12 protein-coding genes are annotated in these 13,903 nt (G+C 66.9%); 4 read left to right on the top strand and 8 right to left on the bottom strand.

What is annotated here, in order from left to right; translation table 11 throughout:
* Window positions 1–151 precede the first annotated feature (151 nt).
* Entirely contained in the window at window positions 152–1,060 is a 909-nt protein-coding gene (locus tag PMO31116_RS05015) for a 2-hydroxyacid dehydrogenase (protein ID WP_174970899.1), read from the top strand.
* Window positions 1,061–1,071: 11 nt separating this feature from the next.
* Here PMO31116_RS05015 and PMO31116_RS05020 read toward each other — a convergent pair whose 3' ends face one another.
* A complete protein-coding gene (locus PMO31116_RS05020; RefSeq protein WP_023597675.1) occupies window positions 1,072–1,323 on the bottom strand; it encodes an MJ0042-type zinc finger domain-containing protein in 252 nt (83 codons plus the stop codon).
* 31 nt (window positions 1,324–1,354) lie between these two features.
* On the bottom strand, window positions 1,355–2,104 hold the full coding sequence (locus tag PMO31116_RS05025; protein ID WP_343038592.1) for a hypothetical protein: 750 nt from the start codon (window positions 2,102–2,104) through the stop codon (window positions 1,355–1,357).
* A gap of 296 nt (window positions 2,105–2,400) precedes the next feature.
* Between PMO31116_RS05025 and ku the strand changes: the two genes are divergently transcribed.
* The 3 genes from ku to PMO31116_RS05040 all read left to right on the top strand — a co-directional run bounded on the left by ku (window position 2,401) and on the right by PMO31116_RS05040 (window position 7,205).
* A complete protein-coding gene (gene ku / locus PMO31116_RS05030; protein WP_150565751.1) occupies window positions 2,401–3,423 on the top strand; it encodes a non-homologous end joining protein Ku in 1,023 nt (340 codons plus the stop codon).
* Between the two features lie 8 nt (window positions 3,424–3,431).
* Complete coding sequence (gene ligD / locus PMO31116_RS05035; RefSeq protein ID WP_150565752.1) at window positions 3,432–6,053, top strand: DNA ligase D; 2,622 nt, start codon at window positions 3,432–3,434, stop codon at window positions 6,051–6,053.
* Between the two features lie 102 nt (window positions 6,054–6,155).
* A complete protein-coding gene (locus tag PMO31116_RS05040; protein ID WP_150565753.1) occupies window positions 6,156–7,205 on the top strand; it encodes an aldo/keto reductase in 1,050 nt (349 codons plus the stop codon).
* 71 nt (window positions 7,206–7,276) lie between these two features.
* On the opposite strand, the gene PMO31116_RS05045 is transcribed toward PMO31116_RS05040, so the two are convergent.
* The 6 genes from PMO31116_RS05045 to PMO31116_RS05070 form a co-directional block, all read right to left on the bottom strand.
* Window positions 7,277–8,401, bottom strand: coding sequence for a porin (locus PMO31116_RS05045; protein WP_246185165.1), 1,125 nt, complete (start codon window positions 8,399–8,401; stop codon window positions 7,277–7,279).
* 165 nt (window positions 8,402–8,566) lie between these two features.
* Complete coding sequence (locus tag PMO31116_RS05050) at window positions 8,567–9,904, bottom strand: MFS transporter (RefSeq protein ID WP_150565755.1); 1,338 nt, start codon at window positions 9,902–9,904, stop codon at window positions 8,567–8,569.
* Window positions 9,905–10,060: 156 nt separating this feature from the next.
* Entirely contained in the window at window positions 10,061–10,777 is a 717-nt protein-coding gene (locus PMO31116_RS05055; RefSeq protein ID WP_150565756.1) for a class II aldolase/adducin family protein, read from the bottom strand.
* A gap of 46 nt (window positions 10,778–10,823) precedes the next feature.
* Window positions 10,824–11,687, bottom strand: coding sequence for a VOC family protein (locus tag PMO31116_RS05060; protein WP_150565757.1), 864 nt, complete (start codon window positions 11,685–11,687; stop codon window positions 10,824–10,826).
* Between the two features lie 244 nt (window positions 11,688–11,931).
* Window positions 11,932–12,852: a LysR family transcriptional regulator gene (locus PMO31116_RS05065; RefSeq protein ID WP_150565758.1), complete on the bottom strand. Its 921-nt coding sequence runs from the start codon at window positions 12,850–12,852 to the stop codon at window positions 11,932–11,934.
* Window positions 12,853–12,955: 103 nt separating this feature from the next.
* Complete coding sequence (locus PMO31116_RS05070; RefSeq protein ID WP_150565759.1) at window positions 12,956–13,855, bottom strand: LysR substrate-binding domain-containing protein; 900 nt, start codon at window positions 13,853–13,855, stop codon at window positions 12,956–12,958.
* Window positions 13,856–13,903 lie beyond the last annotated feature (48 nt).

The following is a 13,903-nucleotide window of genomic DNA, read 5'->3' on the forward strand; positions in this document are numbered from 1 at the left end:
ACGTGCCGCGCAAATCGTGCGGGATCCGGCTAGAGTGTTGGGTGACGGCGCGCTCGCAATGTCGAGACGGACGACATCGTGCGCCATGCAACCCCATGCCCTCTGACGGAGATTGAAGGTGTCGCTGCCCCCCTTGCTGGTCGTCATCCCGATGCACCCCGAGCAGTTGTCCGAACTGCAGACCCATTTCGATGTGATCTACCGCCCGAGCCATCATCCCGAGCCGCAAGGCTGGGGTGCCGAAGGCGAGCGCGCGCGCTTCGTGCTCACCAACGGTGCACGTGGCCTGTGCGCGGCCGAGCTGGCGCATTTGCCAAAGGTCGAATTCGTGAGCGCACTGGGTGCCGGATACGAAAACCTGGACGTTGCCGCCATGCACGCGCGCCGGATCACGGCGGTCAACGGTGCCGGGGCCAACGCCCCCACCGTTGCCGACCAGGGCTTTGCGCTGCTGCTCGCCGCCGTGCGCCGCATTCCGGAATACGACGCCGCCTGCCGCAAGGGCGTGTGGCGCGACGCGCTGCCGATGCAGCCCGGCGTGTCGGGCAAGAAGCTGGGAATCGTGGGTCTTGGCGCCGTCGGACGCCAGTTCGCCCGGCGCGGCGAAGGCTTCGACATGCAGATCGGCTATCGCAATCGCAACCCTCGCGACGACGTGCCGGCCCATTACCGATACTTCGACAGCGTGCTGGCGCTGGCCGAATGGGCTGACTATCTCGTCGTGACCGCGCCCGGCGGCGCGCAGTCGCACCACCTCGTGAACGCGCAAGTCCTGAAAGCCCTGGGCAAAGACGGCTTTCTGGTCAATCTGGGGCGCGGCAGCATCGTCGACACCGCCGCGCTGGCCGAGGCGTTGCGCAACGGCACCATCGCCGGCGCCGGACTCGACGTCTACGAGGGCGAGCCCTCCCCTCCGGCGGCGCTCATCGATTTGCGGAACGTGGTGCTCAGCCCGCACGTGGCCGGGCGCTCACCGGAAGCCGAGGCGGCCACGCTCGCGATGTTCCTCGAAAACGCGCGACGCTACCTTGCCGGTGAGCCGGTGATGACGCCGCTGTAAGTGCGCGCGCGTCAGTGATTGTCCAACCCGTCGATGCTGCGCTCCGGCGACGCGGAAAGCGTGACGCCGTCATTGACGGGTTCGAACTCGATGCTGCTCCGGGCGCTGCCCGTCGTGAAGACCGTTTCGCACGTCGGGCATTTCACTTCGGCATCCGAATGAAGATAATCGCTCAGCGCCTTGACGGTGGGCTCGCTCGCCGCCACGGGAAAACGGGCCTTGCAGGTCGGGCAGACAACGAAACCGGTGTGGATCGATCGCATGGCGGTTCTCCTGTCGACGACGTGATCGATTCTACAACCAGTCCGTGCGGCGGGGGCGGCCGTGGCCAGGATCGAAAGCTTCCGGATCGTCGGGCTGGCCGGGCCGGTCTGGCAGTTCGGGCCGTCGATCCCGCGTCGCCCCACCAGTCTCGCCATGGGGCGACGCAGGCGCCTTCGTCGGCAAATCATTCGCCGCCACGCCGACGGTCGGCTCGGCATGGCCCTCCGGCACCGGGGCGCGATGCACGCGCTCGCGCGGATCGAAGTCTCGCCACTCGCCGTTCTCCCAAACGCCGTCGGCCTGTTCGATCGCGGCCGCCCCGGCATCTCGCAGCACGGCAATCGCGGTGTCGGCCGTGGTCTCGCTCACGTGCGTGGCAAGCATCACGCCGGCGTCGCGCAACCCCGCCTGACGGGCCGACACACGCTCGCGGCCACGCATGCGCCGCAACGCGCCAAAAAACGCGCCGAGGTAGGCGCCGCCCATCATGCCGACGACCGGCACCAACCAGAAACGCCAGACCAACGCAAAGAGCAGCGCCCCCACGGCCAATCCGAATGCGCCGCCCGCGATCACACCCTGGGCCGCGCCGCGGCCCGCGGGACGCGCGGCGGCATCCGCATCGACATCGCCGCCGATGGGAAACCGGGCGTGCTGTCCCGTGGGATTGAGATAGAAGACCGAGACATCGGCCGGCCGGAACGCCCGGTCGTACAGCCGACTTGCCACCAGATTCGCCTGATCGAACGTCGTGAACCGTCCTGCCACGATCATCGCCATCGTCAACCTCCCTTGTCTGATTTGCCTACTGTTCCAGTGGTCGCAGTGGTCTTTGTGGGATAGACGTCCATCGGCTTTGTTTCATCAAGGAATCCTTATGGCCGGCGACGACGCATTGAGAAAATCAATACCCGGGAACCCGCAGGACGGCGCGTCGATCGCACCTTCATGCCTCCTATACTGGCAAGGTAATGGCAAGGTGACGCCCGCGGGCACCTGTCAATCCAGTCATGTGAATTCTGCCGATTGGATGATTCACCCGCGCCAACCCTCGGAACGCCGCTTTGGGAGCACATATGGCTCGCGCAATCTGGAAGGGTGCTATCAGCTTCGGACTCGTCAACGTGCCGGTCACGTTGTTTCCCGCCTCCACCACGCACACGCTCGATCTCGACTGGCTCGACAAGCGCACCATGTCGCCGGTCGGCTACAAGCGCGTCAACAAGGAGAACGGCAAGGAGGTGCCGCGCGACCAGATCGTGCACGGCTACGAGTTCGAAAAGGGCAACTATGTCGTGCTCAGCGACGATGAGATCCGCGCCGCGAACCCGGCAGCCACGCAAACCGTCGACATATTGGCGTTCGTCGACGCCAGCGACGTCTCGTTCATGTACCTGGACACGCCGTACTATCTCGTGCCCGAACGCGGCGGCGCCAAGGCGTACGCCCTGTTGCACGCGGCGCTTGTCAAGGCCGGCAAGCTGGGTATCGCCCGCGTGGTGATGCACACGCGCGCACACCTGGCGGTGCTCGCGCCGGCGGGCGATGCGCTGGTGCTCGACACCCTGCGCTGGCAGGACGAAATGCGCGACCCGGCCGAGGTCGGCCTGACCCGCGAGAAGCTCGGCAAACTCGCCGCGCCGGGCGAGCGCGAACTGGACATGGCCGTACGGCTGATCGACGAGATGTCCGGGCCGTGGCGCCCACAGGACTTTCGCGACACGTTCCAGGACGACCTGAAGGCGCTCATCGACCGCAAGATCGCTTCGGGCCAGACACGCGAGGTCGCCCAGATCGAAGCCAGCGCGCCGAAGCTGCCCGGCGCGGGCGGCACTGCCGACCTCATGGCCCTGCTCAGGCAGAGTCTCGGCACTCGCGGCAAGCGCGAGGCCGCAGCCGTGCAGGATGTCGAACCGAAGACCGCAGCCGCGGACAAGGCTGCCAAAGCTGCCAAGGCGTCCACGCGCCAACCGCGGAAGCCCGCTGCGACGAAAGCGACGAAAGCGACGAAAGCGACGAAGGCGACGAAAGCGGGGAAAACCACGAAGGCGGCGAAGGTGTCAAAGCAGCCCACGGCAAAACGTACGAAAGCCGACTGAGGTCACGCATGACAAGACGCGAAGCGAGTCCGAAACGTCCAAAGCGCCCGAAGCGCTCGCAGCACCCTTCGTCGTCGCGCGACGCGCCCGATGCTTTGGCCGCCTACGATGCCAGGCGCAATTTCGCGGCGACGCCAGAACCGCGCGGCGAGCGCGCCGCGCAAGGACGCGCGATGCGGTATGTCATCCAGCGCCATGACGCCAGTCATCTGCACTACGACTTCCGGCTCGAACTCGACGGCACGCTGAAGTCGTGGGCGCTGCCGAAACAGCCCAGCCCCGACGTCAGCCGCCCGCGACTGGCCGTTCAGGTGGAGGATCATCCGTTGGCATACGCGGATTTTTCGGGCGACATTCCACCGGGAAACTACGGTGCCGGGCACGTCGACATCTGGGACAGCGGCACGTGGGAGCCACACGGCGACGCGCGGCGCGACTATGAGGACGGCAAGCTGTCGTTCACCTTGCATGGCGAGCGTCTCGACGGAGACTGGACGCTCGTTCGCACCACGAAGCCGACGCGTCAACCGCAATGGCTGCTGATCCACCGGCGCGATGGCACACACCACGCCACCACGCTCCAGGCGTCGACACCCGCCGCCACACAAACGCGGTCCGCTGCTGCGAGAACCGAAGCAAAAACCACAACCCGAACGCGAACGCGCGAGACGTCTCGTCAATCGTCCCAAAGCCCGCCGACGACACTCAGCCCGATGCTCGCCACCCTCGTCGACGCAGCGCCGCCGTCCGCGGGCTGGCATGCCGAGATCAAGCTCGACGGTTACCGCGTGCTGATCCGCATCGACGGCGACGACGTGCGCGTATTCACGCGCTCGGGGCAGGACTGGACGCATCGTTTTCGTCCCGCGTGCGACGCGCTGCGCAAATGCGCCCTGCCCAACGCGTGGCTCGATGGCGAAGCCGTGGTCGTCGGCGCGCGCGGTCTACCCGATTTCCAGGCGTTGCAACGCGCCTTCGATGCGAACGCGCAGGACGCCATCCTGATCTACGTCTTCGATATGCCGTGGTGCAATGGCGAGGACTTGCGCGACATGCCGTTGCGCGAACGACAGGCCGCGCTCGCGGCGCTATTCGAAGGTAGGGAAACCGACGCCGTGCGCGTGCTGCAACCGGTGAGTGGCGAACTCGAATCGCTGTGGCATAGCGCGTGCGAGGCCGGACTGGAAGGCATCATGGTCAAGCGCGACGATTCGCCTTACGTCGCGGGACGCAGCGATGCGTGGCGCAAGCTCAAGTGCTCGCAGCGTCAGGAGTTCGTCGTGCTCGGTTTCACCGAACCGTCCGGCACGCGGCAAGGATTCGGCGCGTTGCTGCTGGGGTATTACGATGACGACGGCAAGACGCTGCGCTACGCGGGCAAGGTCGGCACGGGCTTCGACACCGATGCCTTGCTGCGCCTGCGCAAGCGGTTCGATGCCGTGCGATCGCCGCGCGCGCCGTTGTCGCCCGCGCCGAAGCCTGCCGGCGCCGCACGCGTGCACTGGCTCGAACCCACCCTCGTGGCCGAGGTGCGCTTCGCCGAGTGGACCCGCGACGGCAACGTGCGCCAGGCGTCGTTCGTGGCGATGCGCGACGACAAGCCCGCGAAGGACATTCGCCGCGAGGCGCGCATGCGCGGAACCGTCAACGCGCTCGCGTCATCCCGCCCCCGTGGTCGCCCCGACAAGGAGACATCGCCAATGCCGCGCAGTGCGAAATCGAACGCAGGATCCGCTTCGTTGCCCGTGAAGATCACCCACGGCGATCGCGTGATGGACACCCACTCCGAAGTCACCAAGGCGGAACTTGCCGCGTATTACCACGCCGTGGCCCCCTGGATGCTTGCGCATCTGGCCGGGCGCCCGGTGGCGGTACTGCGTGCGCCGGAGGGTATCGGCGGCGAGATGTTCTTCCAGAAGCACGCGGCAAAGACGATGCCCGGCGTGCACACGCTCGATCCCTCGCTCGATCCCGATCATGCGGCACTCATGCAGATCGACGACGTGCGGGGCCTTGTCGGCGCGGTGCAGATGGGCGCCGTCGAGTTTCACACATGGAATGCCCGAAGCGATCTGATCGAGCGCCCCGATCGCGTCATCTTCGACCTGGACCCCGGCAAAGGCCTGGATTTCGCGGCCGTCGTCGAAGGCGCACGGCTGATTCGCGGATTGCTCGACGAGTTGGGCCTGACCGCCTTCGTGAAAACCAGCGGGGGGCGCGGTCTTCACATCGTGACACCGCTGGCTCGCCGTCATGAGTGGGACGTCGCCAAGGCCTTCGCGGAGGCAGTGGCCCGGCACATGTCGCGCATATTTCCGGATCGCTTCACGGCAACGATGGGCCCGAAGCATCGCGTGGGGAAATGCTTCATCGACTATCTGCGCAATTACCGCGGCGCGACGACCGTGTGCGCCTATTCGTCGCGGGCGCGCGAAGGCATGGCGGTATCGATGCCGGTACGCTGGGAGGATCTGACGGCATTGCCCGGCGCCGATGCATGGAATGTGCGCAACGCCGTGGAACACGTCTCCTCCCTGAGGCAAGACCCCTGGGAGGGCTATGACAAGGCCGCGCGGCAGCGGTTGACCAAGGAAATATTGACCCGGCTGACGCGGGCGACGGCGCGCTAGTACAGTCATACCAACGCAGCACCGCATAATCCATCCCATCCCGTGCACACCCTCTCCCCCAACGATTCGTGCAATGGGCAGCCAATTCAACGGAGCGACGCAATGCGACAACGCAAACTCGGCAACACCGGCCTCTTCGTCTCGGAACTGTGCCTCGGCACGATGACCTTCGGCGGGCAGGGCGAACTCTGGAGCAAGATCGGGCAACTGCAGCAAAACGACGTCGACGCGCTCGTGGGTCGCGCGCTCGATGCGGGCATCAACTTCATCGACACCGCCGACGTGTATTCGGAAGGCCAGTCGGAGATGCTTACCGGCCAGGCGCTGCGCAACCTCAAGGTGCCGCGCGACAGCGTCGTGGTCGCCACCAAGGTCTTCGGTGCAACGGGAGCGCAAGGCCCCAACTCGAAAGGCCTGTCGCGCTACCACATCATGGACGGCATCAAGGCCAGCCTCAAGCGCATGCAGCTCGATCACATCGACCTCTACCAGGTGCACGGATTCGACCCGGCCACGCCGATCGAGGAGACACTCGGTGCGCTGGACACCCTGGTACGCCACGGGCACGTCCGCTACATCGGGGTGTCCAACTGGGCCGCCTGGCAAATCGCGAAGGCGTTGGGCATCTCCGCTCGCCTGAACCTCGCAAGCTTTGCATCGCTGCAGGCGTACTACACGGTCGCCGGACGCGACCTCGAGCGCGAGATCGTGCCGATGCTGCGCAGCGAGAACGTTGGCCTGATGGTGTGGAGTCCGCTCGCGGGCGGCCTGCTCTCCGGCAAGTACACGCGTGACGGCCAGAGCGAGGCCGGCAGCCGCCGTCAGGCCTTCGAGTTCCCCCCGGTCGACGTGGAACGCGCCTACGACGCGATCGACGTCATGCGCGGCATCGCCGCCGAGAGGGGCGTCTCGGTCGCGCAGATCGCGCTTGCCTGGCTGCTCGCTCAGCCGGTGGTCTCCACCGTCATCATCGGTGCGAAGCGCATCGACCAGCTCGACGACAATATCGCGGCCACACGGGTGACCCTGAACGAGCGCGAATTGTCCGCCATCGACGCAGCCAGCGCGCTGCCGAGCGAGTACCCGGGCTGGATGCTCTCGCGCCAGGGCGATCCGCGTCGCGCCCAGTTGGCGGAAGCCGGTCTGCTGTAACGCGGGCGAGGCGCAAAACGACCCACGGCGCACCCTACGAACGGTGCGCCGTGGCCTTTTGCGTCACGGCATCAGAACGTGTGACGCATGCCGACGTTCACGCCCAGTTGATTGCTGCCCGCCACCGGTGCGCCGCCCGGCCCGCCCGAGCTGACCGAGTAGGCGGCATGCTCGCTGTTGCCCAGCCAGGCGACCTGCGTGTAGAGCGCGGTACGCTTCGAGAGGAAGTAAGTGCCGCGCAGCGTGGCCATCGTGGCACGCGTGTTCTGACGCGAGTTGAGCATGCGGAACACTTCGCCGTCCACCGCGAACGCCGGGGTGAACTGATACAGCGCACCGACGTAGAACATGTCGGAATTCACATCGGCGACCGCCGCCGACGCCGTCTGCACGCGACGCCCCAGCCACCCCGCGCCCGCCTTCCAGTTACCGCCCTTCACATAGCCGTTCAATTGCCAGCGCGTGTCCTTGTCGGACGAACTGGTGAGCGGCACGGCGGCCGCGCCGTTGAAGAAGCTCGCCGCCGCGCCGGCGCCGCCGCGCTGCTCGTCCCATGCACCGGCCACGCCAAACCACGAGGCGTCGTACTTGAGCATCGCCGACACCTGACGGCACGCGGTCATCTGGTCGGGGACCTGCGCACACGTGCCCTGTCCCGGCGAGTTGCCCGTACCGCCGCTGTCGCGACCGAACGAGTAGGTGGCGCCGAGCGTCAGGCCATGGAAGACGCCCTTGTAAGCGATCGTGTTGTCGCTGCGCGCATTCGGGATGTAACTGTCGAGCGAGCCGCTGCCGTAGAGGTCGGGGCCGAGAATGTCGGCGTCGCCCATGACCCAGAACGTCATTGAGTACTGCCGACCGAAAGACAGCGTGCCGTAAGGATTCGACAATCCCACCCACGCCTGGCGGCCGAACATCCGGCCGCCCTGGTTCAGGTCGCCTGCGCGAACGTTGAAGCCGCTCTCGAGCGCGAATACGGTGTGCAGGCCACCACCGAGATCCTCATCGCCGCGCAGGCCCCAGCGCGATGGCAGCGAGCCGGTGTTCGAAGGCATGCGCACGAGCGAGCTGTTGTTCGTGCCGGCATGCGACAGGTATTCGATGCCGGTGTCCAGAATGCCGTACAGCGTTACGGTTTGCGCCGAGGCGGATGTGCCGGCCAGCGCCAGACCGGCGGCCAGCGCGAGCGCGGGCAGTCCCTTGTGGGTCACGGTGTGTCTCCATGGAGTCATGTGGTGGTCCGGCCTGTATCGGCCGGTGAACGACGAGAAGCGCCGCCGCGCCGAGCGTCGGGGGACGAAGGCGTGGCGGATGCTGCGAGGGCGAACGCGTGGCGTTCGCCCCGTAACCGACGAAAGGGATCAGACGGCGCCCGCCGCGGACTTGGCCGCCGACGTCTGCGCGCCCGCCCAACTCACGCGACGACGCATCACCAGCATGAGCCCCGCCGCGAGGAACGCGGGGATGGCAACGATCTGGAACGCCTGCGCGATGCTCGACGACGATGCAATCAGCACGCCGCCCAGACTCGACCCGAGAATCGAGCCGAGACGTCCCACGCCCAGCGCCCATGCGACGCCGGTCGCGCGCGACGCCGTGGGGTAATACGCCGCCGTCAACGCGTTGGCACCGGTTTGCGAGCCGGCCACGCCGAAGCCGGCGAGGAACACCACGAGCATGAGCCATCCGGCCTGGTGCGTCACCGAGCCAAGCACGCACAGCGCGACACCGGCCATCACATACGATGCCGCCAGCACGCGGTACGGGCTCGTACGATCCATGGCGAAGCCGATCAGCACCGCGCCGACCGTGCCGCCGAGCGGCAGCATTGCGCCGATGCGCGCCGCCTCGGCGAGCGAATAGCCCGAATCCTTGACGACGAGCGGCATCCAGCTCGTCAGCAGGTAGAACGCGCAGAGCGTGCAGAAGTACGTCGCCCAGAGCAGCATCGTGCCGACCACGTAACGACGGGCGAACAGTCCACCCACCGCCGAATCCGAGGCCCCGGCCGGGGCGACCTCCGGGTCGATGCGCGTGACCTGCGGGTCGATTTGACGCGCGATGTCCAGCAACTGCTCGGCGCGATCGCCGCGCGCGGCGAGGTAACGCATCGACTCCGGCAACCAGCGCATGAGCACTGGCACGACCGCGAGCGGCACCACGCCGCCGGCGATCAGCACGCCGCGCCAACCGATGTGCGGCAGCGTCTGCGCGACGATCTCGCCACCGATGGCAAAGCCCAGCGTGAAGCCGCAGAACGTGGCCGTCACCAGCAGCGAGCGCATGCGCTCGGCACAGTACTCCGAGCTCAGCGTGATGGCATTGGGCATGGCGCCGCCCAGCCCGATGCCGGTCAGGAAGCGCATGACGGCGAGCTCGTTGGGGCTATGGACGAAGGCCGAGGCGATGCTGCCCACCGAGAACAGGATCACCGAGAGAATCAGCACCCGCTTGCGGCCGATACGGTCGGCCAACGGGCCGAAGATGAAGCAGCCGAGCATCAGGCCGCCCAGTCCGGCGCCGAACACGGTACCAAGGCTCGTTGTCGCCATCGCCCATTCCGTGCGAATGGCCGGCGCGAGATAGCCGATGGCGGCCGTGTCGAAGCCGTCGAGCGTGACGATCAGAAAGCACAGGGCGATCACGCGCCATTGAAACGGCGTGATGCCCCTGCGATTCATCAAAGCGGATATTTCCATGTCTGTCTCCTGTGCGGTCGTGACCGCGGGCAAGGCGGCGGGCGGTGGCATCTGTTGTCGACGCTCTGTGAATGCCGCGCCACCGGTTGGGGGCGATTACCTGAAACAACTGCGCATGACGCAGTTTCGCTGCGTGTTACGCCGCGCGCCGCGGCGTCACCGGATAGGGGGAAATTCGGGGTCGCCCGCCGAGAGGTATTCCCACATGCGCTCGATGATGCGGCCCGAACGTGTGGCGCGAGCGCCGCACGCCTCCGCGTCGAGCACTGCGGCGGAAAACGACGCGGGCTGCGCGGCTTCGAGTGCAAGCACCTCCAGGTCGACGCGTGCGGCGTCTTCGAGGTACCAGGTGAGCGCGACCATCGCCTCGAGCGTGTCCGCCGCGACGACCGCGCCGTTGCCGCGCATGACGACGGCAGCGTTGCCGCCCATCGCCGCGATGACCGCTTCAGCCTGCGCGTCGGTGCGAATCAGTTGCGGATCGTCCCAGAGCGGCACGCCGGGCGCGAAGTAGGTGCCGGGCCCGTGCAGCGCACGTGGCGTGCGACGCAGCGTCGAGAGCGACATCGTCCGGGGCGGCATGGTGCGGGCGACTGCGCCGATGTCGGGCCGCGTGCGATAGATCTGCTGATGCAGACGGACCTCGCCGAGCACGCCTTCCGGCAGCGGTCCGTCGACGGGCACGACAGTGCCCGCCTCGCCCACGCCGATCAGTCCCATCGGGCGGGCAGCGCAAACGACGAAGGAATCGGCATCCAGACGCGCGCTGCAATGGCCATAGGCGTGGGCCAGACCGGCGCGGGCGAGCGTGCGAGCCGCCACGCGCACGGCGCGATCGAGGTCGGCGACGCCGTCGGGTGTGTGTGGTGTCATGGGCAAACGCGGCGCTTGTCGTCGCCGGAGAAATCGACGCGATGCGTCAGGCCGAAAATTCGGGAATCTCGGGCTTCGCGCCCCACATGCAAAAGCCGGTCGGATCGAACGGGAACTGGCGTGGCACGTACGTCGCTTCGTCTTCCGGGGCAATCGTTCGTACCCCGGTGGAGTATTCGTAGACCATGCCGTCGGGGCCCGCGAAGTACAGGAACATGGCGTGCGACGTCGGATGGCGGCCGGGGCCGAAGCGAATCGGCACGCCTTGCTCGCGCAGGAAATACCAGGAGCGCATGAGGTCGTCGATACCGTTGACCTGGAAGTTCACGTGCTGGATGCCCGCGCGGCGCGCGGGGAACAGCGCGATCTTGTGATGCACCTCGTCGATGCGCAGCAGCGGGGCTTCGCCAATGCGATCCGACACACGCGCGTTGCACACGCTGGTCCAGAACGCTTCGTCGCGTCGTGCGTCGGTCGTGCACAACCCGACGTGACTGAACGAATCGATGCCCGCGTCGCGCTCGCCGTGGTAGCCGCGCCCGGTCTGCGCCGCGCGCAGCACCAGCTCGATCCGGTTACCCGTGGGATCTCGGAAGGCAAGAAAGTCCGCCACGCGACGCAGGTGCGCCTCGTCGCGCGTGCCCCGGCGAAAATCGATGCGCATCGCCTCGAGCTGGGCCGCGGCCGCGTCGAAGTGAGCGTCGCTCGCGATGTCGAACGCGACCGTATGATCAGTCGGATCCCCCTCGAAATAGCACACGGAATGATCGCGGCTGTCGCTGCGAAGGAATACGCAACCGGCCTCGCGGCGCACTTCCTGCAAACCGAGAATGGTGCGCGCGTAGCGCGTTGCACCTTCGAGGTCGCGCGTGCCCAGCCGCACGTAACGGATGTCGTGCAGATTGATCACCGCCTGTCTCCTGCGGATAAAGTTTGTGTCCCGGACGAGCGCCCGGTTTATGTCGTGAGGGATACGATAAGGAGCCGCGTCGTATGACGCCAACAAATTGCGTAAATGCGCGGTATTTACGCCGTGAATCGAGGGTGCAGCATGGACACGGTGCCACGCGGCCTCGGGCGATGACGGACGCGCGCCGAACTCGCCTGACCGGCGCGAGGTGCGGGGTGTGAGACGAGGATGCGGCCGACCGGGATCAGTCTTCGCCGTGGAAAAGCCGGAAGATGGTGCTGCGCAACCAGCGATGGCCGGCGTCCGCATGAAAGCGCTCGTGCCAGAGTTGCGAGATGTCGAACTCGGGACCGTTGAACGGCAATGCGTGCGTTCGCAGATCGGCGGCGGCCTGGAGTGCACGTCCGAGCCGCGTGGGCACGCACACCACGAGGTCGCTCGCGGCAATCAGCGCTGAGAGCCCCATCGAATGCGCCATGCGCAACGCCACGTGCCGCTGGCGCCCCGCCTGTGCGAACCACTGCTCGACGGCCGTCTCGAAGAGGTCGTGATTACCGGCGGTTGGACGATAGACCGCGTGCGCGGCGCCGAGGAACGCCTCGCCCGTAAGCCGCTCCCGAATCGCGGGATGTCCCTCGCGCACCAGAGCGACATAGTGCTCGCGAAACAGGCGTTGCTGATGGAATCCTGACGAAAACCGGGTGAACAGGCCCAGCGTGAGGTCGATCTCACCCATCGCCATGGCGTTCTGCGCCTCGCGCGGCGTGGTGTCGACGGTCACGATGCGCACGCCGGGGGCCTCGGTCGCGAGCGTGGCCATGAGCTTCGGCATGAAGATCAGCTGACCGATGTCGCTCAGGTACAGGCGGAAGGTGCGTTGTGCGTTGGCGGGCTCGAAGTCCTGCGGCGCCTCGAGCGCGCTGCGGATGAGGGCAAGGCCTTCGGTGACGGGCGGCGCGAGCGAGCTGGCGAGATCGGTCGGCAGCATGCCCTGGGGCGTCTTCACGAAGACCGGATCGCCAAACGCGAGGCGCAGACGCTTGAGGGCGTTGCTCACGGCCGACTGCGTGAGGTTCAGTTCCTCGGCCGTCACCGTCGTGCTCCGAGTGCGCAGCAGCGACTCGAACACGAGCAACAAATTCAGATCGAGCGAGCGTAAGTTCATCCCCAGCCGTACCGTCCTGCAAGAAGCTGCCGCATTTTAGGCAACGTTCGGGCGTGTGCGCAGTGCGGTAAACCCGCCCGCGCGCGCGGCAACGTTCGTGGTATCACGTGCGCGCGCCCGCTTGCACCGCCGCGTGCAGACGGGCGATGACTTCCAGTACCTCGGGGCGCTTCTCACGTTTGGCGGTCACGATGTGGTACTGCAACGGACATTCGACTTCCACTTCGGACACGCGCACGAGCCGGCTGCGCGCGAGCCAACTGTCGGCCAGCGGCGCTCGGGCGAGCGCGATGCCCAACCCGGCTTCGGCCGCCGCCAGCACCACGGTGTAATCCTCGAAGCGACGATCGCGCGCTCGCGGGCGCAGGCTCACGCCCTGCGCGCCGCACCACGCGCGCCAGCCGGTCAGATCGGAGTCGTGCAGCAGCGGCATGGACAGCATTTGCGCCGCCTCCGCGCCCTCGATGCGCGCCGCAACCTCCGACGACGCGACGGGATACAACGTTTCGGACATCAAGGGTTCCGCGTCAATACTTGTCCAGCCGCCTCGGCCGTAGCGCAGCGCGATGTCGACTTCGCCCGCGGCGACATCGGCGTTGCGGTGTTCCGTCGTCACCTGAATGTCGATGAACGGCTCGCCGGCTTCGAGCGATCTCAGGCGTTCGAGCAGCCAGAGCTTGGCGAACGACGGCACCACGCTCAGGCGCACGGCCGGTGTCTTGCGTGCCTGATGCCACTGGTCGGCGGCGGCGTCGATAACGTCGAACGCGTGCTCGACGCGTCCGAGGAAACGCTGGCCGTCGCACGTCAGACTCACGCCGCGCCCGTGCCGCTCGAACAGCGGACATCCGAGCCAGTTTTCCACGGCGCCGACCCGGCGGCTGATCGCCCCGTGCGTCAGGCCGCTCGCCTCGGCCGCCGCGGTGAACGAACCGTGACGCGCCACTAGGCAGACGGTTTCCAGGTTGGCCAGTGGCGGGCGCGAGCGATGTTGTGCATTCATGGGCGGAGGCCGAAATCCCAGGGGGGGTAAGACACGATGGGGCACGAT

This window comes from Pandoraea morbifera (assembly GCF_902459575.1).
Lineage (GTDB): Bacteria > Pseudomonadota > Gammaproteobacteria > Burkholderiales > Burkholderiaceae > Pandoraea > Pandoraea morbifera.